The sequence below is a fragment of the Dryocola sp. LX212 genome, assembly GCA_041504365.1.
Lineage (GTDB): Bacteria > Pseudomonadota > Gammaproteobacteria > Enterobacterales > Enterobacteriaceae > Dryocola.
The window spans coordinates 407,401-431,279 of sequence record CP167917.1; the positions used below are offsets into that span (position 1 = coordinate 407,401).

Here is a 23,879-nt window from a genome sequence, read left to right on the forward strand (position 1 = left end):
TTAGCGTTCGACCAGGGCGATACGGCGGTTGTAGATATTCATCAGCAGGGAGATAGTCAGGCTGATAATCAGGTAGACCGACATCGTAATGGCGATGGTTTCGATGGCCTGTCCGGTCTGGTTGAGCACCGACCCGGCAAACAGCGACACCATATCCGGGTAGCCGATGGCGGCTGCCAGCGAGGAGTTCTTGACGATGTTGAGATACTGGCTGGTTAGCGGTGGGATGATGACCCGCATCGCCTGTGGAATGATGACCTGGCGCAGCGTGACCTGATTCGGCAGCGCAAGCGAACGCGCAGCCTCGCGCTGGCCGTACGGCACCGACTGAATACCCGAGCGGATGATCTCGGCAATAAACGCGGAGGTATAAACCGACAGCGCCAACGTCAGAGCAGCCAGCTCCGGGATCAGCACCATCCCACCGCGGAAGTTAAAACCACGCAGGGCTGGAACATCCCAGTGCAGAGCCGCACCGAAGCTCCACTGAGTGAGCATTGGTAAGGCTATCAGTAGCGCAAGCGCAATAGGCCAGGTACGGCGAAGCTGGCCGGTTTTAACCTGATGCATCTTATTGAAGCGATAAAGCCCGGCGGACACAACCAGCGCCGCAGCGACGGCTACGACAAAAGCGACGGCACCTTCACCCATTTGCGGAGAAGGGATATACAGTCCGCGATTGCTGAGAAACAGCAGATCGAAGGCGCTAACGGCCTGGCGCGGCCCGGGCAGATTACGCAGCACGGCAAAGTACCAGAAGAAGATTTGCAGCAGCGGCGGAATATTACGGAACGTCTCAATGTAGAGGGTGGAGAGTTTGCGCAGCAGCCAGTTTTCCGACAGGCGCGCAAGGCCGAGGAAAAAGCCGATAAACGACGCAAACATGATACACAGAGCGGAAACCAGCAGGGTATTCAGTAGCCCGACCACGAACACCCGGCCATAGGTATCGCCCTGCTCATAGTCGATAAGATGCTGGACGATGCCAAAGCCGGCGGCCCGGTCGAGAAATGCAAAGCCTGAGGTGATGCCACGATGATTAAGGTTGGTGACGGTGTTGTGTATCAGGTAAACCGCGATGCCGACGACAATGGCCACCGCGATAATCTGAAACAGCCAGGCACGAACCGCGGGATTAGATAAGGAGATATCTCCTTTTACGGCGGGGCGGCGATGGAACATAAGCAAACCTCAGTAACATAAAATCTGACTCTGGGCGCTACCTTCGCAGCGCCCGTTTCTGACGTTTCGCTTAGCGAACTGGCGGAGCGTACTGAATGCCACCTTTATTCCACAGGTTGTTCTGCCCGCGTTTGATTTTCAGCGGGCTTTCCGCGCCGACGTTATGGTCGAAGATCTCAGCGTAGTTACCAACCTGCTTAACGATGTTATAAGCCCATTTATTATCGAGCTTCAGATCTTTCCCAAAGTCACCCTCTTTACCTAGCAGGTGAGCCATATCCGGCGTGGTTGGGTTAGCGGCCATCTGGTCGACGTTTTTGGAGTCGACGCCCATCTCTTCGGCGTTCAGCATGGCGAACAGCGTCCAGCGCACGATGGCTAACCAGTCTTCATCACCACGGCGAACTACCGGGCCCAGCGGTTCTTTAGAGATAACTTCTGGCAGGACAATCCATTCAGCTGGATTGCTCAGTTTGATGCGCAGTGCGTACAGCTGAGACTGGTCAGACGCGAGCGTGTCGCAGCGGCCCGATTCCAGCGCTTTCGCAGATTCATCGGAACGGTCAAAGGTCACCGGGGTGTACTTCATGTTGTTCGCTTTGAAATAGTCGGCGACGTTGAGTTCGGTATCCGTACCGGCCTGGATGCAGACCGTAGCGCCGTCCAATTCTTTAGCGCTCTTCAGGCCTGCTTTGTTATGGGTCAGGAAGCCAATGCCGTCGTAATAGGTAACGCCGGTAAAGATCATGCCCATGCCGCCATCGCGGGATGAAGTCCAGGTGGTATTACGAGAAAGAATGTCTACTTCACCAGATTGCAGCGCCGTGAAGCGTTCTTTGGCGGTCAGCGGCGTGTATTTAACTTTAGAGGCATCTCCAAATACCGCAGCGGCAACGCCTCGGCAAACGTCCACATCAATACCGGAAAATTTGCCGCTCGCATCGGCATAAGAGAAACCTGGCAAACCGTCACTAATCCCGCATTGCACAAAGCCTTTCTTTTTTACTGCATCAAGCGAGGTCCCGGCATGAGCCTGACCCGCAACCGCTAACACGGATCCGGCTGCGACCAGCGTGGCGAGTATCATCTTTTTCATAATGCATCCTGTGTGGCGAAATTATCGTTATATTTTGTGGCGTCCCGGAGGCGCCGTTACCTGTCTGTGGCATCAGCCAGTCTCAATAAAGCAAAGGAAGTGCCAGGTTTGCGCTGGGCAATATGCGTGTACGGCCGCGCGCAGTAAGCTGAGTGTAGACAGGAAAAGGAGCGCTCAACGCCCCGTCGCGGTGCAAAACTGAAACCTGCGCCACATTTCAGAGCAAAATAGTTTCAGGATTTGATCGTGCGGAAAGAACTAATTTCTGGCGTTAATAGTAGCAATGATAGGGTTCGTGCGGAGTTGTGAGAATTATCACGCAGTGCGCTGCAAATGAATGTAGCAGTCACGTTTCGAGTGATTTGTTTCACGTTTTGCCTGGGAAGAGACGTTCCGGGGAGAGGCTAAAAGTTTACATATACAACATTGCTGCACTTAAAGAATGCAGAGCAAAAAAAAGCGCGGAGTTAACCCGCGCTTTTCTCAAACTCTCTATGTTATTTGGTCAGGGCAACGATACCCAGGGTCAAACCTGCCAGGGCCGCTGCGCCTCCGGCAATAGCCCCTGCCGTTTCCCAGTTATCCTGGGTTGTTCCTTTCATGCAGGTGTTGGTGTGCACCAGACGCCCCTGGTCGTCATAGACCGGCACACAGGGGGAGTTAGTCGCACAACCAGCGAGAAGTGTCTAGAGCAGCGCTGCCGCGATTAGCTTTTTCATTTTCAACCTCATTGATACCAATCCGAAGCAGGGAAGACTCTCGCTGGTGCGTGGTGTTCGCACTGTGTCCTCACAAAGTCCGCCTCGGTGTGAATATGCTTATTTTATCACCGCCATAACGCAGTACGCAGAGGGCTATAATTGCAATTCGTGTGCTGTGTAAACAAAGTGGAGAAAAAGCCGCAGGGCGGGAAAATTATGGAGAGAAAAAGGAGGGAGGCGAGATTTAAACAATAAAAAAGGCGCTTCCCCATGCCGGTTAGCGCCTTTTTAATCAATGACTTAACTGACTAGTATCAGTTCATGCCGTATTTTTTCAATTTTTTGCGCAGCGTACCACGGTTGATGCCCATCATCAGGGCCGCGCGGGTCTGGTTGCCACGGGTGTATTGCATCACCATGTCCAACAATGGTTGCTCTACTTCAGCCAGTACCAGCTCATACAGATCGTTTACATCTTGACCATTCAGTTGAGCAAAATAGTTCTTCAGTGCCTGTTTCACGGAGTCACGCAGGGGTTTTTGGGTAACCTGGTCCTGAGAGTTAACGGTAGAAACGGTCAGTACGTCAGAATTTACGCGTTGTTCGAACATAGTTCTGTCAGCTCTTTATTTCTATTACGCAAAATTTTCGAAGTATGCCTCCAACGCCGCAAGCTGTTCACCTGCATCTTCAATGGCGTTGAATGTGCGCCGAAACTGGTCATCTGGAGCGTGTTCCTGGAGATACCAGGATACGTGTTTGCGCGCAATCCGGTATCCCTTAACATGACCATAAAAGTCATGAAGTTCCCGAATATGTGCACAAAGTAAGCGCTTTACCTCTACCAGAGGCAGGGGAGCAAGCAACTCTCCAGTGTCCAGATAGTGCTGGATTTCCCGAAAGATCCAGGGTCTTCCCTGAGCTGCACGTCCTATCATCAGAGCATCTGCCCCTGTATAGTCGAGCACAGCTCTGGCTTTAAGCGGGTCAGTAATGTCACCATTCGCGATAATCGGAATGGAAACTTTCTGCTTAACTGCCCGAATGCTGTCGTACTCAGCGTCTCCCTGGAATAAACAGGCGCGGGTGCGTCCATGAATTGTCAGGGCCTGAATGCCACAGTCTTCAGCCAGTTGGGCAATCTCTACACAGTTACGGTGCGCCGTATCCCAGCCGGTGCGAATCTTTAAGGTCACAGGAACATCCACTGCCTTCACCACCGTCGTCACGATAGACTTCACCAGACTCGGGTACTGCAGCAGCGCTGAACCTGCCAGCTTGCGATTCACCTTTTTGGCCGGGCATCCCATATTGATATCAATAATCTGGGCGCCATTTGCCACGTTAATGCGTGCGGCTTCTGCCATCTCTTCAGGATCGCTGCCGGCAATTTGCACGGTGCGAATACCTGGTTCATCCACATGCACCATCCGTAAACGGGATTTGTCGCTCGCCCAAACTTCAGGGTTGGAGGACATCATCTCGGAAACGGTTAAACCTGCTCCCATCTCGTAGCACAGGGTCCTGAATGGTCTGTCGGTAATGCCAGCCATAGGTGCTGCGATAAGGCAATTTCTGAGCTGGTGGTGTCCGATGCGCATGAGTTAAGAAATGACCATACTGTACCTGCAAGGCGGCGTATATTACGCATTTTTTACACGAGATGAAAGGACAAACTTTGAGCAATCCGCTGTTGTGGATCAATGAATCATTAAGCTTCCGATAAACGGAATTTTAATTTATTTAAATATCATGTATTTAACCGTAATTGATTAATTTGTGCTCTTTTGAATTTAGCGAAAAATCAGCAGCGATTAACCACTATTTACCGCCCGCGAGCGAGATAAACTGCTGCATAAATAGGCTGTTTTAGTACTTTTATGCGATGAAGGTCGCAATTTTTCGGGCTTTTAGTTCAGGATTTTGCCCCGTGAACCGCAGATGAAATACGGGGCACGCGCCCCGCTAAGCGATTAATTATTCAACAATTACCCGGCCGTGCAGCGGCTGTACCGGTCGGTTATTGTCATGATGCATAACTTCCGTGAATTGTTTGAGCTGCTGCGCCGACAGGGTGACGGGATGCTTCATCACCAGCCAGCGGACCCCTTCAGAACAAGGCGGCGTCGTTAGTGAACCGCTGAAGCGATAGTGGGTTAAATCATCGGGCAGCAGCTTATTCACATCAATTTTCTGCTTAAGTGCGGAAGACTCATCTGCCTTCGCAGGCATGGCCTGCCAAAGCTTCGCCAGCTCATCATTTGCGGCACCGGTTTCGAACATCACCGCCACGACGGCTATTTCACCGTCGGCATTCTTATGCACCATATGCATTTCCATCGCGTAGTGCTTCCCGTGCAGCGTGTTTTCGCTCGGAGCGTGGAAGTGTACCTGCTGTAACTGGAAGGGAACATCGTCAATTGTGACGATATCCTTCGCCTTCTCAGCAAACCCCGCCTGGATAGTATGGCCGTTGTTAATGATGCTAATCGGCGAGTCGGCGTAGGCTGTGTTTAATGGGCGAAGATGGGCCTGCATGGCCTTATTAATATCAATGGGTGACTGATTCATACCCTGCCGGCAAAGCTGGTTGTTCGCGTCAATCTCGCTCCAGTGCTCCGGAGAATCCTTGCCCTCATAGCTCCAGTGCGAAGCCATGGCAAACGCCGGCAGCAAACCTGCAATAAGAAGAGCAGCAAGGCGTAACTGTGTTTTCATAGATTCATTCCCTGATTGGACTTATGTTTTTGTATATTTTAATTCAATGAATTAAAGCGATTTATTATAAATCCAGATGCGGCGGGAAGCAGGGGCGAAAGATGGCGAGGGAAAAGATTCGGAATATGCAGCGCGGCCGGACGACCACGCTGCAGTAAGAATTAAATCAGCGTTTGATACCCGTAATGCGGCACCACTCTTCTTTTTCGGCAACAGGATCGAGCGTGAATTTGTCCGCATAGGCTTCGCAAACGCCTTCTGCCTGGCTGGCCAGCACGCCGGACAGCCCCAGGAAACCGCCCTGAACAGGCAGCACGCTGATTAATGGCGCAAGCTCACGCAGCGGGCCGGCCAGGATGTTTGCGACCACTACGTCGGCGCTCATGGCCTCTGGCTGATCCTGCGGGAGGTAAAGTTCGAGGCGCTCGGAGACGCCGTTGCGCTGGGCGTTATCGCGGCTGGCCTGAATTGCCTGAGGATCGATGTCGATGCCGATGGCTTTCGCCGCGCCCAGCTTCAGCGCAGCAATGGCAAGGATGCCGGAACCGCAACCGAAATCAATGACGGTCTTGCCAGCCAGGTCCAGTCCGTCGAGCCACTCAAGACACAGCGAGGTAGTCGGGTGAGTGCCGGTACCGAAAGCCAGCCCAGGGTCGAGCATGACGTTTACCGCATGCTCATCAGGCACATCACGCCAGCTTGGGCAAATCCACAGGCGCTCGCCAAAGCGCATCGGGTGAAAATTATCCATCCACTCGCGCTCCCAGTCTTTATCCTCGAGCTGCTCGATTTTATGAGGGAAGCCCTGACCCAGCAGCGGGTGATTCTCGAGAATGGTGACCACCTCTTTCATGTCCGCTTCCGCGTCAAACAGGCCCGTTACGTTGGTATCGCCCCACAGGCGTGTTTCACCCGGCAGAGGTTCAAATACCGGCGTGTCGTGAGTATCCTGGAACGTTACGGACACCGAACCGCTTTCAATCAGCGCGTCACCCAGCTCTTCTGCGTTGGCACCGGTGGTATTAATCTTCAGTTGGATCCATGGCATGGCGAAACTCTTTATTTATCAGTAGTTGAAACAAGCGCTGGCGCGTGGACGCTATGACCGAAGCGGTTCCCAATCAGGAAGGCCAGCAAACTTAATAGTAGTGAAGGAACGATAGGGTGGAAGCTGAACAGTTGGATATTAAAGCTCGCCAGCACCGCGTACAGCACGCCGCCGACGATCATGCCGCTCAGCGCGCCCGCCGCGTTCGCACGTTCCCAGTAGAGACCCAGCACCAGCGGCCACAGGAATACGGCTTCCAGACCGCCGAAGGCCAGCAGATTAAGCCAGATGATCATCTCAGGTGGACGCCACGCCGCCAGCAGCAGCAGTGCTCCCAGCACCAGGGTAATCACCGAGGACATCAGCTTGAGGCGCTTCTCGTTGTGGATTTGCTCCGGGCGCATATTGAGGTAGAGATCTTTAACGATTGTCGCCGAGGACTGCAGCAGCTGGGCGTTAATGGTCGACATAATCGCGGCCATTGGCGCGGCGAGGAAAATCCCGGCGGCAACAGGCGGCAGCACGGTCACCATCAGCGTTGGGATCACCAGATCCGGCACGTTCAGGTCGGGTAATACCGCCCGGCCCAGCGCACCCGCCAGATGCATACCAAACATTAAAATTGCCACCACGATGGTGCCAATAATAATGCCACGGTGAACGGCTTTGCTGTCTTTATAGGAGATGCAACGCACGGCGGTGTGCGGCAGGCCAATTACCCCAAAGCAGACCAGCACCCAGAACGAGGTCATAAACGCAGGCGACAGAATGTTATCGGCGCCCTGCGGAGAGACCAGCTTCGGGTCGATGTGCTGCAGCTTGTCCACCGCGCTGTGCAGACCACCCGCGGCATGAATCACCCCTATCAGCAGTAAAACGGTGCCGACGAGCATCACCATCCCCTGCATGGCGTCGTTAAGCACACTCGCTCTGAAGCCGCCGAACGCGGTGTACAGCGCAATGCTGACGCCGAAAATCAGCAATCCGGTTTCGTAAGGGATACCTGCTGCGGTTTCCAGCAGGCGGGCTCCGCCGATGAACTGCACCGTCATCGCACCGATAAAGGCAACCAGCAGGCTCAGGCTCGCCAGCCAGATCAGTAGACGACTCTGGTAGCGGGCGTACAGCATGTCGTTAAGCGTCACCGCGTTGTAGCGACGTGCCAGAATGGCAAATTTCTTACCTAAGATGCCCAGCGACAGCCAGACAGCGGGCAACTGAATCACCGCCAGCAGCACCCATCCCAGGCCGTATTTATAGGCTGCCCCTGGCCCCCCGATAAACGAACTGGCGCTGATATAGGTGGCGGTAAGGGTCATCGCCAGCACGAAGCCGCCCATTGAGCGGCTGCCGAGAAAATATTCATTAAGGAAGTTGCCGGTGCTGCGGCGGCGCATGGCGTAAACGGACAGGCCGAACACCACCAGCAAATAGGCGACCAGCGGCAAAATCACTTCAAGCTGCATTGTCATCCTCCAGCGGGATATCGCGGAAGATGAATTTCACCATCATCCAGCACAGCACAATAAAGACCAGAGGTACCAGCAGACAGGCCATTTCAAACCAGTGCGGCAGGCCCGTCAGACCGACCTCATTTCCAGGTAAGTAAGCAGACACTAACCAAGCTGCAAGGTAGGCCAGGGTTAGCCCGAGCGCCCAGCGCGCTTCTTTATTTGCCTGAACAAAACGCTTGTCCATATTGTCCCTTGAGTTCGTATAAAGCGGCGATTGTAACGCATCACCTGAATTGGGGAATAAAAAAAGAAAAAGGCCGGATTATCCGGCCTTCTGAACAGCGTGACGTAAAAAAACCTAGTCCTGAAGACCCAGCTTCTTCTCCAGATAGTGGATGTTGGTGCCACCCTGCTGGAAGTATTCGTCATTCATGATACGGGTCTGCAGCTCAACGTTGGTTTTTATACCGTCGATGATCAGCTCCGCCAGGGCATTCTTCATGCGAGAGATAGCCACTTCACGGGTTTCGCCGTAGCAGATCAGTTTGCCAATCATGGAATCGTAATACGGCGGCACTGTATAGCCGGCATAAATGTGAGATTCCCAACGCACGCCAAAACCACCTGGTGCATGGAAGCGGGTGATTTTGCCCGGGCTTGGCAGGAAGGTGTTCGGATCTTCGGCGTTGATACGGCACTCCACCGCGTGGCCTTTAACGTGAACTTCATCCTGCTTGATGGACAGTGGCTGACCGGCCGCAATGCGTAGCTGCTCTTTGATCAGGTCAACGCCGGTGATCATTTCTGTTACCGGGTGCTCAACCTGAATACGGGTGTTCATTTCAATGAAGTAGAACTCACCGTTTTCGAACAGGAACTCGAAGGTACCCGCGCCGCGATAGTTGATATCCACACAGGCTTTCGCACAGCGCTCGCCAATGAACTTACGCAGCTCAGGCGTGATGCCCGGCGCTGGCGCTTCTTCGACGACTTTCTGGTGACGGCGCTGCATGGAGCAGTCACGTTCAGCCAGATAGATTGCGTTGCCCTGACCGTCTGCCAGTACCTGAATTTCGATATGGCGTGGGTTCTCGAGGTACTTCTCCATATAGACCATGTCGTTGTTGAAAGCAGCTTTTGCTTCCGCACGGGTCATATTGATGGATTGTTCCAGCTCCGCATCGTTACGCACAACGCGCATACCACGACCGCCGCCGCCGCCGGAGGCTTTGATAATAACCGGGTAGCCGATGCGTTTCGCATGGGCACGGTTTTTATCCATATCGCCATCCAGTGGGCCGTCTGAGCCTGGTACACAAGGTACGCCAGCTTTCTTCATCGCGTTGATCGCAGAAACTTTATCGCCCATCAGGCGAATAGTCTCGGCGCGCGGGCCAATGAAGATGAAGCCTGAACGCTCAACCTGCTCGGCAAAGTTGGCGTTTTCAGACAGGAAGCCGTAGCCCGGGTGAATCGCCACTGCGCCGGTGATTTCTGCCGCAGAGATGATTGCCGGAATGTTCAGATAACTTTTTACGGACGGAGCCGGGCCGATACAGACCGTCTCATCCGCCAGCAGTACGTGTTTTAAGTCGCGGTCCGCGGTGGAGTGCACGGCGACAGTCTTGATGCCCAGTTCTTTACAGGCACGAAGAATACGCAGGGCGATCTCACCACGGTTAGCGATAACAATTTTATCCAGCATGTTCGCCTCGTTACTCGATGACGACCAGCGGCTCGTCAAATTCTACCGGTTGGCCGTTTTCAACCAGAATGGCTTTCACCACACCTGATTTGTCAGCTTCGATCTGGTTCATCATTTTCATTGCTTCAACGATGCACAGAGTGTCGCCGGCGTTAACTTTCTGGCCAACTTCAATAAACGCTTTCGCATCTGGGCTTGGGGTACGGTAGAAAGTACCGACCATCGGGGAACGTACGATGTGACCACTGACTTCAGCAGCGGCTGGCGCTTCCATGGCCGGGGTAGCGGCAGGAGCAACAGCGTTAGACAGACCAGGTTGCGGCTGTGGCTGGTACATTGGTGCAGCAAAAGCTTGCTGCATCATCGGGTAACCCGCGTTAGGCGCGCTACGGCTGATGCGAACAGACTCTTCGCCTTCAGAAATTTCCAGTTCGGAGATGCCTGATTCTTCAACCAGCTCGATCAGTTTTTTAATCTTACGAATATCCATGAGTGGGTTCCGTACTCTTGTTAGATGGATTTTGACAGGCGTTTGACCGCCGTCTGTAGTGCATATGAATAACCGTCGGCGCCAAATCCGCAGATCACACCGACAGCTTTATCAGAAAGATACGAATGGTGGCGGAACGGTTCGCGCGCATGCACATTGCTCAGGTGGATCTCGATAAACGGGATACTCACCGCCAACAAGGCATCACGCAGCGCAACGCTCGTATGCGTAAACGCGGCCGGATTAATCAGGATAAAGTCGACGTTGTCTTTCGCCTGATGAATTCGGTCGATTAGCGCATATTCCGCATTCGACTGCAGGTGGCTGAGCGACACGTTAAGGCTTTTCGCTTCGTTCTCAAGCGCGTTAACAATCTGTGCCAGGGTCTGGTCGCCGTACTTGTCCGGCTCACGTGTGCCCAGCATGTTCAGATTAGGACCGTTCAAAAGCAAAATGTGAAAATTACCCGACATCGTGCTGCCATCTCCCGCAATTTGTAGGTATTTTACAAAATATACCTAAGTTGCTCGGTTGTCACCTTCAGACCCTGAAAATGGCCTGTCAGAAAAACCAAAGTCGCACATTATAACGATTTCGTAGCATTTGGCAGCTAAATACTGGTCTTATCAGGGAAGATGATCAACCCCTATTGCTTTCAATGCTCGTCAGGGCTTTAGTTTTGGGATAAATGGCAAAATTCTCGCGTTATCGCCACCATTGACGGATCTTCTTGTAGCGCAGGGCGAGGAGGGTGAGGGCACCCAGAGCATAAAGCAAGGGTTGGGGAGAGAGAATCTTCACTGACCACAGGTAATGAATGGGGGCAAGGATAGCCACCAGATAGACGCAGTTATGCAGTTTTTGCCAGCGTTTACCTAGCTTACGCTGCGCGCTTTGCGTAGAGGTTACCGCCAGAGCAAGCAGAATAATCCAGCTCACGATGCCCAGCATGAGGTAAGGACGGGTCACTAATTCTTTGCCCAAAAGGCCAATATTGCTGATCCCCAACTCCAGCAGGGAATAGCTGGTCAAGTGGATGGAAGCCCAGACGAAACACCAGACGCCCAGCAGACGGCGAGTGCGGATCAACAGCGGCTGCTTCGCATAGCGGGCAAGCGGCGTGATCAGCAGACTCGCCAGCAGTAACTTCAGCGCCATCCTGCCGGTAAAATGCTGGATGTCTTTAGCCGGATCAGCGCTGAACAGCCCCTGGCTTGCCGCATAGAATAACCATACAAAGGGGAGAAACGCCGCGAGATGCAGCGCCACTTTCAGCCATGTGATTTGCTTCGCAGTCAGACGCACTCAGTAGTTCTCCTTAAGATTGAGGCCTCGATACAGCGAAGCGACCTGATCGGCATAGCCGTTGAACAGCAGAGTTGGCTGACGTTTCACGTCCAGTATGCCGCCGGACCCGATAAATCTTTCGGACGCCTGCGACCAGCGCGGATGATCGACATTTGGGTTTACGTTGGCATAAAAACCGTACTCGTTCGGCCCGGCCATATTCCAGGTGGTGGGCGGGATCTCACGAACCAGCTTGATGCTGACGATAGACTTAATTCCTTTAAAGCCATACTTCCATGGCACGGTCAGCCGGATCGGCGCGCCGTTCTGCGGCGGCAGGGCTTTACCGTAAACACCTACCGTCAGCATCGTTAGGGGATGCATCGCTTCGTCGAGGCGCAGGCCTTCCACGTAGGGATACTGCAGGCCGCCGCCGATAAAGCGATCTTTCTGGCCGGGCATCTGCTCCGGATCGTAGAGCGTTTCAAAGGCCACGTACTTCGCGTTGCTGTTCGGTTCGACCAGGGCCAGCAGCTTGCTGAGCGGGAAGCCAATCCACGGCACCACCATCGACCAGGCCTCCACGCAGCGCATGCGGTAAATTCGCTCCTCCAGAGGGAAACGTTTATAGAGGTCATCGAGGTCGAGCGTTACTGGCTTTGCGACTTCGCCGCTGATTTTCAGGTGCCAGGGATCGGTTTTCAGGCTACCGGCATTGGCCGCCGGGTCGGCTTTATCCAGCCCAAACTCATAGAAATTGTTATAGCCCGTGACTTTGTCTTCCGGGGTCATGGGCAGTTTCGTCTGCCACTGAGCGGGTTTGCTGAACTGGAGCGGTTTACCCGAGGGGGCCGGTGGGCGATCGTTGCCTTTAAACCATGAAAGGATATCAGCATTGGCCGTTTGCGGAACGGAAAGCGCGGCGGCAGTAATGCCAAGTGCTTTAAGCACCTGGCGCCGCTTGAGCATAAAAACGGATTCTGGCGTGACGTCGGCATCGGTAAAACGGGTAACCTTTTTCATGGCGATCTCCTGAAATGCTTTTAACTAAGCATGACGGAGAAGTGGCCTCCCGGCGAATATCTCACAAAAAATTGAAATTTACGGTAAAGTCCGGCTGTTACCGCTGCTTACCATTGGCAAAAAAAAGTTGCCGACTATACTCGCTTAAGGACGCCTTATGCCCTTTTGCCGCAACAAATGGCGATGTTTTGGCTTACGGGGTTTGCCAGGCATAGCCTTTTACTATGTAATGCCGCATCAACCAGGCCCGGTTAAGGTGGCGATTTCTTCAGCAGACGGAGTTAACTCAGGGATGCGATTAACGACGAAGCTTTCAGCATTTATGACGTTGCTAACCGGCTTAGCCATCTTTGTAACGCTTATTGGCTGCTCGCTTAGCTTCTTCAATGCCACTCATGACAAAGTGCATCAACGGATGCTGGCCGTTGCCACTATTATTGACAGCGAGCTTGTCACCTCCTCCCCAGAAATGCTCTCCACGCGCCTTAACGATGTAATGGTGCCGATCGACATTACTGAAATTCGTCTGAAAATGGGTAACAACGTTGTTTATACCCAGAAGCTTGCGCAGGGTTACGAGCCGGAGGCCACGGCATATGGCTTCAGACAGGCGGCTGTTGACCTCATGAAACACCCGGGTATGTCCGTCAGCTTGACCTACCGCGATCCCGTTGCCAGTTACTACCACTCTTTATTCACTACCGTGCCGCTTTCTATAGCCATCGGCCTTATGTTGCTGGTGCTGCTGCTTGCTATGCAGTGGATGAAGAAACAGCTGGCCGGACAGGAGCTGCTGGAAAAACGCGCTACCCGCATCCTGAACGGTGACCGAAGTGCTGGCGTCAGAGGGTCTGTGCTGGAGTGGCCAACCCGCGCCAGTAGCGCGATGGACCTGCTGTTATCCGATCTTCAGAATGCCAGCGAACAGCGCAGCCGCATGGATACTTTAATTCGAGCCTTTGCTGCTCAGGATGGCAAAACGGGGCTTAATAACCGCCTGTTTTTTGATAACCAACTGGCGATGCTGCTGGAAGATCAGGAACAGGTCGGCGCCCACGGCGTGGTGATGATTATCCGCCTGCCAGATTTTGACACCCTCCATGATACCTGGGGGCGTGCGGCCGTAGAAGAATATCTCTTTACGCTGATTAACTTGCTGTCCACCTTTGTGATGCGCTATCCGGGCGCTTTGCTTGCCCGCTATTTTCGCAGCGATTTTGCCGTCCTGCTGCCCCATCGCACCTTAAAAGAAGCGGACAGTTTCGCCAGCCAGCTTCTGACCGCTGTGGATGCTCTGCCGCCAACGCGAATTCTTGACCGTAACGACATGCTGCACATCGGTATTTGCGCCTGGCGAAGTGGGCATACGAAAGAGCAGGTAATGGAACATGCTGAGGTTGCGACCCGCAATGCTTCTCTGCAGGGCACCAATAGCTGGTCGATATATGACGATAAGCTGCCGGAAAAGGGGCGCGGAAACGTTAAGTGGCGTACTCTCATTGAGCAGTCGTTGCACCGTGGTGGACCGCGCTTCTACCAAAAGCCGGCGGTGACCCGCAGCGGAAACGTTCATCATCGCGAAATCATGTGCCGTATCTTTGACGGTGAAGAAGAGGTACTGTCGGCCGAGTATATGCCGATGGTGAAACAGTTCGGCCTGTTTGAGCAATATGATCGCAAAATCATCGCCCGGGCCCTGCGGCTGGTGGGGTTCTGGCCTGAAGAGACGCTCGCCGTGCAGATAACGGTTGATTCGCTAATTCGCATTCCTTTCCAGCGCTGGTTAAGGGATACGTTAATGCAATGTGAAAAATCGCTACGAGCGCGAATTATTTTTGAACTTGCAGAGGCTGATGTGTGTCAACACATCAGCCGCCTACAACCGGTGATAAGGTTAATCAAGGTTCTTGGTGCTCAAGTGGCGATTGTTCAGGCCGGTTTAACTGTGGTCAGCACCAGCTACATCAAGGAGCTGGACGTAGAGTTAATTAAACTGCATCCAGGTCTTGTGCGAAACATCCAGAAGCGCACCGAAAATCAGCTGTTTGTTCAGAGCCTCGTCGAGACCTGTCACGGTACGAAAATTCAGGTCTTTGCCACGGGCGTAAGGACGCGGGGAGAGTGGCAGACGCTGACCGAGAAGGGTATAAGCGGCGCTCAGGGTGATTTTTTTGCCTCTTCCGCGCCGCTGGACAGCAACGTGAAAAAATATTCACAAAGATACTCGGTTTAACCTGCCGTTTATCAAGTTTTCCACGTAGAATAACGCGCGCTGTATCTCAAGGGGGCAAATACGCCTGCCGGCCAGAATATCGCAGCATGCAAGGTATCGGTTTGCTACTTTGCACTGTTCGTTTAACCTACAGCATCTGTTTACTTCCTCTACGGATGAAGCGCCGCTAAGGGTAGATGTTACAGTTGAAGCAAACAGCACAATTTTTCACCGCTGCAGAACATTTAAGCGCCTTGTCGCTGCAACGTGTGGTTGGTAAAGTAAGCGGATTTTGTTTCCGCCCCAGCTTTCAGGATTATCCCTTAGTATGTTGAAAAAATTTCGTGGCATGTTTTCCAATGACCTGTCCATTGACCTGGGTACCGCGAATACCCTGATTTATGTAAAAGGACAAGGCATCGTACTGAATGAGCCCTCCGTCGTGGCCATTCGCCAGGATCGTGCCGGTTCACCGAAAAGCGTTGCTGCTGTAGGTCATGACGCAAAGCAGATGCTGGGTCGTACACCTGGCAATATCGCGGCTATCCGTCCAATGAAAGACGGCGTAATCGCTGACTTCTTCGTGACTGAAAAAATGCTGCAGCACTTCATCAAGCAGGTCCACAGCAACAGCTTCATGCGCCCAAGCCCGCGCGTGCTGGTTTGTGTGCCAGTCGGTGCAACGCAGGTTGAACGTCGAGCTATCCGTGAGTCCGCTCAGGGTGCGGGCGCGCGTGAAGTGTTCCTGATTGAAGAGCCAATGGCTGCGGCAATTGGTGCAGGCCTGCCAGTTTCTGAAGCAACCGGTTCTATGGTGGTTGATATCGGTGGTGGTACCACTGAAGTTGCTGTTATCTCACTGAACGGCGTGGTTTACTCCTCATCCGTACGTATCGGCGGTGATCGTTTCGACGAAGCCATCATTAATTATGTGCGTCGTAACTACGGCTCCCTGATTGGTGAAGCGACCGCGGAACGTATTAAGCACGAAATTGGCTCTGCCTACCCGGGCGACGAAGTCCGTGAAATCGAAGTGCGTGGCCGTAACCTGGCAGAAGGTGTACCGCGTGGTTTCACCCTGAACTCCAACGAAATTCTCGAAGCGCTGCAAGAGCCGCTGACCGGCATCGTGAGCGCGGTGATGGTTGCACTGGAACAGTGCCCGCCAGAGCTGGCTTCCGATATCTCCGAACGCGGTATGGTACTGACCGGCGGTGGCGCACTGCTGCGTAACCTCGACCGTCTGCTGATGGAAGAAACCGGTATTCCTGTAGTAGTTGCAGAAGATCCATTGACTTGCGTAGCCCGCGGCGGTGGCAAGGCGCTGGAAATGATCGACATGCACGGCGGCGACTTGTTCAGCGAAGAGTAATCAGCCGCACGTTAGGGCAGTCCTGTACTGCCCCTTCTTGTTGGCCTCGGAATACGCATAGCCTATGAAGCCCATTTTTAGCCGTGGCCCGTCGCTACAGATTCGCCTTATCCTGGCGCTATTAGTGGCGATTGGCGTCATTGTTGCCGACAGCCGACTCGGTGCGTTCAGCCAGATCCGAACGTACATGGATACTGCTGTCAGTCCTTTCTATTTTGTCTCAAACGGTCCCCGTGAACTGCTTGATAGCGTGTCGCAAACGCTGGCGTCACGTGACCAGCTGGAACTTGAAAACCGTGCGTTGCGTCAGGAACTCATCCTGAAAAACAGCGAATTACTGATGATGGGCCAGTTCCGTCAGGAAAACGCACGTCTGCGTGAGCTGCTCGGCTCGCCGCTGCGCCAGGATGAGCAAAAGATGGTCACCCAGGTGATCTCTACCGTCAGCGATCCCTACAGCGACCAGGTCGTTATCGATAAAGGCAGCGTCAATGGGGTTTACGAAGGCCAGCCGGTTATTAGTGATAAAGGTGTGGTCGGCCAGGTTGTTGCGGTAGCCAAGCTTACCAGCCGCGTCCTGCTGATTTGCGATGCCACTCATGCGCTGCCGATTCAGGTACTGCGAAATGATATCCGTGTGATTGCTGCCGGTAACAGCTGCACTGACGATCTGCAACTAGAACACCTGCCAGCCAATACGGATATCCGTGTGGGTGACGTACTGGTGACTTCAGGACTGGGCGGTCGCTTCCCGGAAGGTTATCCGGTCGGCGTGGTGTCATCCGTCAAACTCGATACGCAGCGTGCGTACACGGTTATTCAGGCCCGCCCAACGGCTGGTCTGCAACGTCTGCGTTACCTGCTGCTATTGTGGGGGGCGGACCGCGAAGGCAAAACCCCGATGCCACCTGATGAGGTTCATCGCGTAGCAAACGAGCGTCTGATGCAGATGATGCCGCAGGTTCTCCCTTCCGCTGATTCCGTTGGGCCGCCGGCACCCGTGCCCCCACCAGCCACGGGGATTACCCAGCCCGCACCGGCAGCGAAGGCTCCTTCTGCAGCTGTGACCAGAGGGGGACAGTAGTGGGGAGCTATCGTAGCCAGGGACGTTGGGTTATCTTGCTCTCATTTTTGGTTGCCCTGTTATTGCAGGTCATGCCCTGGCCGGACGAACTGAAAGTTTATCGTCCGGACTGGGTGCTGTTGATCCTGCTCTACTGGATCCTGGCCTTGCCCCACCGCGTAAATGTGGGCACAGGTTTTGTGGTGGGTGCCATACTGGATCTGATTAGTGGCTCCACGCTGGGCGTTCGCGCCCTGTCATTGAGTATCGTCGCCTATCTGGCAGCCCTAAAATTCCAGCTGTTCCGTAACCTCGCGCTGTGGCAGCAGGCTCTTGTGGTCATGCTGCTGTCGCTGGTAACTGACGTCATCGTCTTCTGGTCAGAATTTTTGGTTATCAACGTCTCTTTCCGACCTGAAATCTTCTGGAGCAGCGTGGTGAACGGCGTGCTCTGGCCGTGGATCTTCCTGCTGATGCGTAAAATTCGTCAGCAATTTGCCGTGCAGTAAGGGTAATCATGACAGCTTTGTATCTCGCCTCCGGTTCGCCGCGTCGCCAGGAGTTACTGACCCAGCTTGGTGTCAGCTTCGAACGTATTGTCACGAATGTTGAAGAGCAGCGTCTGGCGCACGAAAGTGCGGAGCAGTATGTTCGACGCCTGGCGCGGGACAAAGCGCTGGCGGGTGTAGCGCTGGCTCCAGGTGATTTGCCGGTATTAGGTGCGGACACCATTGTTATCTACAATGGAGAAGTGCTGGAAAAGCCTCGCGATCAACAACATGCTGTTCAGATGCTACGATTACTCTCTGGTCATCAGCATCAGGTGATGACGGCTGTTGCGCTGGCGGACAGCCAGACGGTGCTCGACTGCCTGGTGGTGACGGACGTGACTTTTCGCAGCTTATCCGAGCAGGATATTGCCGAATACGTTGCCTGCGGTGAGCCCATGGATAAAGCGGGTGCTTACGGCATTCAGGGCCGGGGTGGCTGTTTCGTCAGAAAAATTAATGGCAGTTACCATGCGGTTGTCGGTCTGCCGCTGGTTGAAACCTATGAGTTGCTGAGTAATTTTCACGCACTGCGTGATGGACGAGGAAAAGATGACGGCTGAATTACTGGTCAATGTTACCCCTTCAGAAACGCGGGTGGCCTATATTGACGGCGGAATACTGCAGGAAATCCACATCGAGCGTGAAGCGCGCCGAGGAATTGTAGGGAATATCTACAAAGGTCGTGTCAGCCGGGTGCTACCGGGCATGCAGGCGGCATTTGTAGATATTGGCCTTGAAAAGGCAGCGTTTCTTCACGCCTCCGACATCATGCCGCACACCGAATGCGTGGCAGGAGAAGAGCGTAAAAACTTCACGGTCCGCGATATCTCTGAGCTGGTGCGCCAGGGCCAGGATTTAATGGTGCAGGTGGTGAAGGATCCGTTGGGAACCAAAGGTGCCCGCCTGACAACCGACATTACCCTGCCATCCCGCTACCTTGTATTTATGCCCGGGGCTTCCCACGTTGGCGTTTCTCAGCGTATTGAAAGCGAACAAGAGCGGGAGCGTTTAAAGCGTGTAGTTAACGCTTACTGTGACGAGCAGGGCGGATTCATAATTCGCACCGCGGCGGAAGGGGTTTGTGAAGAGGATCTGGCATCTGATGCAGCCTACCTCAAGCGTGTCTGGACCAAAGTCAGCGAGCGTAAAAAGCGCAATAAAACTCGCTGTGAACTTTATGGCGAACTGGCGTTAGCGCAGCGCGTGCTGCGCGATTTCGCAGACGCTGCGCTGGATCGTATCAGGGTTGACTCGCGATTGACCTACGACATGCTGCTTGAGTTTACCGAAGAGTATATGCCGGAAGTGCACGGCAACATCGAACACTACACGGGCCGCCAGCCCATTTTCGATCTGTTTGACGTGGAAAATGAAATACAGCGAGCCCTTGAGCGTAAGGTCGAGCTTAAGTCCGGCGGTTATCTGGTTATCGATCAGACCGAAGCGATGACTACCGTGGACATTAATACCGGCGCGTTTGTGGGCCACCGCAACCTCGACGATACCATTTTCAACACCAACATCGAAGCGACCCAGGCGATTGCCCGGCAGCTGCGCCTGCGTAACCTCGGCGGCATTATCATTATCGATTTCATCGATATGAATAACGAGGACCACCGCCGCCGCGTGCTGCACTCGCTTGAACAGGCGCTAAGTAAAGATCGGGTGAAAACCAGCGTTAATGGTTTCTCTCAGCTGGGGCTGGTGGAAATGACCCGTAAGCGCACCCGCGAAAGCGTAGAACATGTGCTGTGCGCCGGTTGCCCAACCTGCCACGGGCGCGGAACGGTGAAAACCGTCGAAACCGTCTGCTATGAGATCATGCGTGAAATCGTCCGCGTGCACCATGCCTACGAGTCTGACCGTTTCCTGGTTTACGCGTCTCCGGCGGTTGGCGAAGCGCTGAAAAGCGAAGAATCTCACGCGCTGGCAGAGGTAGAAATCTTTGTCGGCAAGCAGGTAAAAGTCCAGATTGAACCGCTCTATAATCAGGAGCAGTTCGACGTCGTAATGATGTAGTTTATCCTGACGGATGGACTGTACAGGGTGACATGGCCGCAAGGCTGACAAGGAGAGATATGAGGCGACTGCCCGGCATTTTGGTGATCACAGGCGCAACGCTGATTGTTATCGTCGCACTGCTGGTCAGTGGCCTGCGGCTCGTTTTGCCGCACCTGGATGCCTGGCGCCCGGCACTGCTGGACAAAATTGAGGCTATGACTGGCACGCCGGTGGACGCAAGCCAAATTAAAGCCAGCTGGGAAAATTTCGGTCCTACGCTGGACGTTCGCGATATCAAAGCGGGTCTGAAAGACGGCGGCGAAATGCGCATCAAACGCGTGACGCTGGCGCTGGACATCTGGCAAAGCATGATCCACGCTCGCTGGCAGTTCCGCGATCTCACCTTCTATCAGCTTCACATGCGCAGCAACACACCGCTTAGCCAGAACCGCGGCGAAGGAAAGTTTAAGCCGGGAAAAATCAGCGATCTTTTCTTTCGCCAGTTCGATCACTTCGATCTTCGCGACAGCTCCCTTAGCTTCCTCACCATTTCAGGCCAGCGCGCCGAACTGACCATCCCGCAGCTGAACTGGCTGAACACAAAAAATCGTCACCGCGCCGAAGGGCAGGTCAGCCTTTCCAGCTTTACCGGGCAGCATGGCCTGGCTAACGTGAGGATGGACCTGCGTGACGATAACGGCATCCTGAACAACGGTAAAATCTGGCTGCAGGCGGACCGCGTTGACGTTAAGCCCTGGCTGGGCCGCTGGATGCAGGACAATATCGATCTAAAGAATGCTGAGTTCAGCCTTGAAGCCTGGGTGGATATTCGAAAAGGGGATGTCGCAGGCGGCAATATTTGGCTCAAACAGGGCGGTACGAGCTGGAAAGGCAATAAGAGCGACCACACGCTTTCCGTCGATAACCTGATGGCCCGGGTTAACCGCGACCAGGCCGGCTGGAATCTGACTATCCCGTCGACCAATATTACCCTCGATGGAAAAACGTGGCTGGAAGGCTCGCTGTCGCTGGCCTGGATTGGTCCGCAGGACGTCGGGGGTAAAGAAGGCAAGCGCAGCGAAGAGCTGCACGTTCGCGCCACCAATATTGAGCTGGAAAGCTTCAACGGCCTGCTGCCGATTGCCGCGAAGATCTCTCCTGACCTTGGCGAAATCTGGAATATCATGCAGCCGCGCGGCCACATCGACGTGCTGGCTGCGGATATTCCCCTACGGCAAACGGAAAAAACCCGCCTGCAAGGGCGTTGGAAAGACGTCAGCTGGCACCAGTGGAAAATGCTGCCGGGCATGGAGAATTTCTCCGGTTCTGTTACCGGCAGCGTGGAACACGGTCAGCTTAACGCCCTGGTGAACCAGGCTAAAATGCCGTACGAGACGGTATTCCGTGCACCGCTGGAAGTAGAGAAAGGGGCCGCTACGCTTGAGTGGCAAAAGAATGCCAATGGTTTCCAGCTCGACGGTAAGAAAATCGATGTTAAAGCCCGCTCGCTGTGGGCGAGAGGCGATTTCCGCTACTACCAGCCCACGGATGGTGATCCATGGCTGAGCATTCTGGCCGGTATCAGCACCAGCAACGGGGCGGACGCCTGGCGCTATTTCCCGGAAAACCTGATGGGCAAAGAGCTGGTTGATTACCTGAGCGGGGCGATTCAGGGCGGCCAGGCCGACAGCGCCACGTTGGTGTACGGCGGCAACCCGCAGCTCTTCCCTTATAAGCACAACGAAGGGCAGTTTGAAGTGCTGGTGCCGCTGCGTAACGCGAAGTACGCCTTCCAGCCGGACTGGCCCGCGCTTGAAAATCTCAACATTGAGCTCGATTTCCTTAATGACGGGCTGTGGATGAAAACGCCGGAAGTGAAGCTCGGCGGGGTCACGGCCCGCAACCTGACCGCCATCATTCCTGATTATTCGAAAGAGAAGATGCTGATTGATGCCGATATCAGCGGGCCGGGCAGCGCGGTTGGTCCCTATTTCAAAGAGACGCCGCTTGAGGATTCGCTGGGCGCGGCGTTGGATGAGCTCCAGATTGGCGGCAATGTGAATGCTCGCTTACATCTTGATATCCCGTTTGACGGCAAGATGACCACCGCCAAAGGCGACGTGGTGCTAAACAACAACACGCTGCTGATCAAACCGCTCTCCAGCACGCTGAAAAACCTCAGCGGTAAATTCAGCTTTGTAAACGGCGACCTGCAAAGCGAGCCGCTTCGTGCAACCTGGTTTAACCAGCCGCTGGAAATCAATTTTGATACCAGAACGGGAGACACGGATTACCAGATTGGCGTTAACCTTAACGGTAACTGGCGCCCGAACAAAATGGGCGTGTTGCCGGAGCAGATTAACAAAGCACTGAGCGGCAGCGCGGCATGGAAAAGCAACGTTGGGATCACCCTGCCTTATAAAGGGAAACCGACCTACAGCGTCGACGTTGAAGCCGATCTGAAGAGTGTAAGTAGTCACTTACCTGCGCCGGTCAATACATCTGCGGGAGAGCCACTGCCGCTGAAAGTCGCCGTGAAGGGCGATCTTAATAGTTTTACCCTGACGGGCAGCGCTGCGGGCAACAACCACTTCTCGAGCCGCTGGCTGCTGAATAAAAAGCTGACCCTCGATCGCGCCATCTGGGCAACCAACAGCCGTACGGTGCCGCCGTTGCCGGATCGGCAGGGGCTGGAGCTGGATTTGCCTGCGATGGATGGCGCCCAGTGGCTGGCCCTGTTTAGTCAGGGGGCAACGGAGCAGGTCAGCAACTCCGCTCAGTTCCCCTCTGACATTACGCTGCGCACGCCAGCGCTGACTATGGGTGGTCAGGTCTGGAATAACCTGAGCCTGGTATCGAAGCAGCTGCCGGGAGGGGCGCAAATCAATGCCCAGGGGCGGGAAATTAACGGCACGCTCAATATTCGCGATAGCGCACCGTGGCAGGCGGAGATTAAGTATCTTTACTTCAACCCGGCCTGGAGCATCGCTAATTCGTCCGCGCTGCCGAGCGGTACTTCCACCCCGAAAAATGACGCAATAAGCTTCCGGGACTGGCCGGATCTGCAGCTACGCTGCGCCGATTGCTGGTTGTGGGGGCAGAAATATGGCCGCATTGACGGCGATATCGCCATTAAGGGCGGCACGCTAAAACTCAGCAACGGGCTGGTGGACAATGGCTTTGCGCGCCTCACGGGCAACGGTGAGTGGGTGAACAGCCCGAGCGAAGTGCGCACTTCTCTGAAAGGCAAACTGAAAGGCAAAAAACTGGATGCGGCGACCAACTTCTTCGGCGCCAAAACGCCAATCCAGGATTCCCCGTTCAATGTGGATTACGACCTGCACTGGCGCGCTGAGCCGTGGAAGCCGGAAGTCTCTTCCCTGAACGGCATTCTTCATACCCATCTGGGCAAAGGACAGATTTCCGAACTCGGCACGGGACACGCGGGCCAACTGCTGCGCCTGGTCAGCTTCGATACGCTGCTGCGCAAACTGCGCTTTGATTTCAGCGATACCTTCGGGAACGGGTTCTACTTCGACTCCATCCGCAGCACCGCCTGGATTAAAGATGGCGTGATGCACACCGATGACACGCTGGTGGACGGCCTGGAAGCAGACATCGCGATGAAAGGCTCCGTCGATCTGGTCCGCCACCAGCTCAACATGGAAGCCGTCGTAGCACCGGAAATCTCCGCCACGGTGGGCGTCGCGACGGCCTTCGTCATCAACCCGATCGTCGGGGCCGCCGTGTTTGCCGCCAGTAAGGTGCTGGGGCCGTTGTGGAGTAAAATCTCCGTGCTGCGCTACCACATCACCGGTCCGATAGACGATCCAAAAATCAACGAAGTGCTGCGCCAGCCTCGTGTCAAGGACGTTAAGTGATTTGACGCGAGGAGCTAATTGCCGCAAGCTCAATAGATATGCCCGTTATATTCAGGCCACAGATGCGTTGGCGGCGCTCGCTCACCCCAGTCACA

Annotated in this window: 20 protein-coding genes and 1 pseudogene; 7 read left to right on the top strand and 14 right to left on the bottom strand. The window is 54.3% G+C overall.

What is annotated here, in order from left to right; translation table 11 throughout:
• The 14 genes and pseudogenes from ACA108_02020 to msrP form a co-directional block, all read right to left on the bottom strand.
• Window positions 1-1,182 carry an amino acid ABC transporter permease gene (locus ACA108_02020; GenBank protein XEX96343.1) on the bottom strand — a complete coding sequence of 394 codons (1,182 nt, stop codon included), beginning with the start codon at window positions 1,180-1,182 and terminating at the stop codon, window positions 1-3.
• A gap of 70 nt (window positions 1,183-1,252) precedes the next feature.
• Window positions 1,253-2,278 carry an amino acid ABC transporter substrate-binding protein gene (locus ACA108_02025; protein XEX96344.1) on the bottom strand — a complete coding sequence of 342 codons (1,026 nt, stop codon included), beginning with the start codon at window positions 2,276-2,278 and terminating at the stop codon, window positions 1,253-1,255.
• Window positions 2,279-2,775: 497 nt separating this feature from the next.
• Window positions 2,776-2,997, bottom strand: a pseudogene (locus ACA108_02030) (hypothetical protein).
• Window positions 2,998-3,293: 296 nt separating this feature from the next.
• Window positions 3,294-3,590, bottom strand: a complete 297-nt coding sequence (gene fis / locus ACA108_02035) for a DNA-binding transcriptional regulator Fis (GenBank protein XEX96345.1) — start codon at window positions 3,588-3,590, stop codon at window positions 3,294-3,296.
• Between the two features lie 24 nt (window positions 3,591-3,614).
• A complete protein-coding gene (gene dusB, locus ACA108_02040) occupies window positions 3,615-4,580 on the bottom strand; it encodes a tRNA dihydrouridine synthase DusB (protein XEX96346.1) in 966 nt (321 codons plus the stop codon).
• Window positions 4,581-4,956: 376 nt separating this feature from the next.
• Window positions 4,957-5,697, bottom strand: coding sequence for a carbonic anhydrase (locus tag ACA108_02045; protein XEX96347.1), 741 nt, complete (start codon window positions 5,695-5,697; stop codon window positions 4,957-4,959).
• Between the two features lie 166 nt (window positions 5,698-5,863).
• Entirely contained in the window at window positions 5,864-6,745 is an 882-nt protein-coding gene (prmA, locus tag ACA108_02050) for a 50S ribosomal protein L11 methyltransferase (GenBank protein ID XEX96348.1), read from the bottom strand.
• Window positions 6,746-6,756: 11 nt separating this feature from the next.
• Window positions 6,757-8,211, bottom strand: a complete 1,455-nt coding sequence (gene panF, locus ACA108_02055; GenBank protein ID XEX96349.1) for a sodium/pantothenate symporter — start codon at window positions 8,209-8,211, stop codon at window positions 6,757-6,759.
• Entirely contained in the window at window positions 8,201-8,443 is a 243-nt protein-coding gene (locus ACA108_02060; protein XEX96350.1) for a YhdT family protein, read from the bottom strand. The genes panF and ACA108_02060 overlap by 11 nt, the downstream gene beginning before the upstream one ends.
• Before the next feature lie 114 nt (window positions 8,444-8,557).
• Entirely contained in the window at window positions 8,558-9,904 is a 1,347-nt protein-coding gene (gene accC, locus ACA108_02065; GenBank protein XEX96351.1) for an acetyl-CoA carboxylase biotin carboxylase subunit, read from the bottom strand.
• Window positions 9,905-9,914: 10 nt separating this feature from the next.
• Window positions 9,915-10,394: an acetyl-CoA carboxylase biotin carboxyl carrier protein gene (gene accB, locus ACA108_02070; GenBank protein XEX96352.1), complete on the bottom strand. Its 480-nt coding sequence runs from the start codon at window positions 10,392-10,394 to the stop codon at window positions 9,915-9,917.
• A 20-nt stretch (window positions 10,395-10,414) separates the two neighbouring features.
• Window positions 10,415-10,867 (bottom strand): type II 3-dehydroquinate dehydratase, encoded by a 453-nt coding sequence (aroQ, locus tag ACA108_02075; GenBank protein XEX96353.1) that lies wholly within the window; start codon window positions 10,865-10,867, stop codon window positions 10,415-10,417.
• A 232-nt stretch (window positions 10,868-11,099) separates the two neighbouring features.
• Complete coding sequence (msrQ, locus tag ACA108_02080) at window positions 11,100-11,699, bottom strand: protein-methionine-sulfoxide reductase heme-binding subunit MsrQ (GenBank protein XEX96354.1); 600 nt, start codon at window positions 11,697-11,699, stop codon at window positions 11,100-11,102.
• Window positions 11,700-12,704 (bottom strand): protein-methionine-sulfoxide reductase catalytic subunit MsrP, encoded by a 1,005-nt coding sequence (gene msrP, locus ACA108_02085; GenBank protein ID XEX96355.1) that lies wholly within the window; start codon window positions 12,702-12,704, stop codon window positions 11,700-11,702.
• A gap of 292 nt (window positions 12,705-12,996) precedes the next feature.
• Between msrP and csrD the strand changes: the two genes are divergently transcribed.
• From csrD to yhdP, 7 genes are all read left to right on the top strand, one after another.
• Complete coding sequence (csrD, locus tag ACA108_02090; protein ID XEX96356.1) at window positions 12,997-14,937, top strand: RNase E specificity factor CsrD; 1,941 nt, start codon at window positions 12,997-12,999, stop codon at window positions 14,935-14,937.
• A 307-nt stretch (window positions 14,938-15,244) separates the two neighbouring features.
• Entirely contained in the window at window positions 15,245-16,288 is a 1,044-nt protein-coding gene (gene mreB, locus ACA108_02095; protein XEX96357.1) for a rod shape-determining protein MreB, read from the top strand.
• Between the two features lie 64 nt (window positions 16,289-16,352).
• Window positions 16,353-17,372, top strand: coding sequence for a rod shape-determining protein MreC (gene mreC, locus ACA108_02100; GenBank protein XEX96358.1), 1,020 nt, complete (start codon window positions 16,353-16,355; stop codon window positions 17,370-17,372).
• Window positions 17,372-17,860 carry a rod shape-determining protein MreD gene (gene mreD, locus ACA108_02105; GenBank protein XEX96359.1) on the top strand — a complete coding sequence of 163 codons (489 nt, stop codon included), beginning with the start codon at window positions 17,372-17,374 and terminating at the stop codon, window positions 17,858-17,860. The genes mreC and mreD overlap by 1 nt, the downstream gene beginning before the upstream one ends.
• Before the next feature lie 8 nt (window positions 17,861-17,868).
• On the top strand, window positions 17,869-18,462 hold the full coding sequence (locus ACA108_02110) for a nucleoside triphosphate pyrophosphatase (protein ID XEX96360.1): 594 nt from the start codon (window positions 17,869-17,871) through the stop codon (window positions 18,460-18,462).
• Complete coding sequence (rng, locus tag ACA108_02115; protein XEX96361.1) at window positions 18,452-19,921, top strand: ribonuclease G; 1,470 nt, start codon at window positions 18,452-18,454, stop codon at window positions 19,919-19,921. The genes ACA108_02110 and rng overlap by 11 nt, the downstream gene beginning before the upstream one ends.
• Before the next feature lie 59 nt (window positions 19,922-19,980).
• Window positions 19,981-23,784 (top strand): AsmA2 domain-containing protein YhdP, encoded by a 3,804-nt coding sequence (yhdP, locus tag ACA108_02120; protein ID XEX96362.1) that lies wholly within the window; start codon window positions 19,981-19,983, stop codon window positions 23,782-23,784.
• Window positions 23,785-23,879 lie beyond the last annotated feature (95 nt).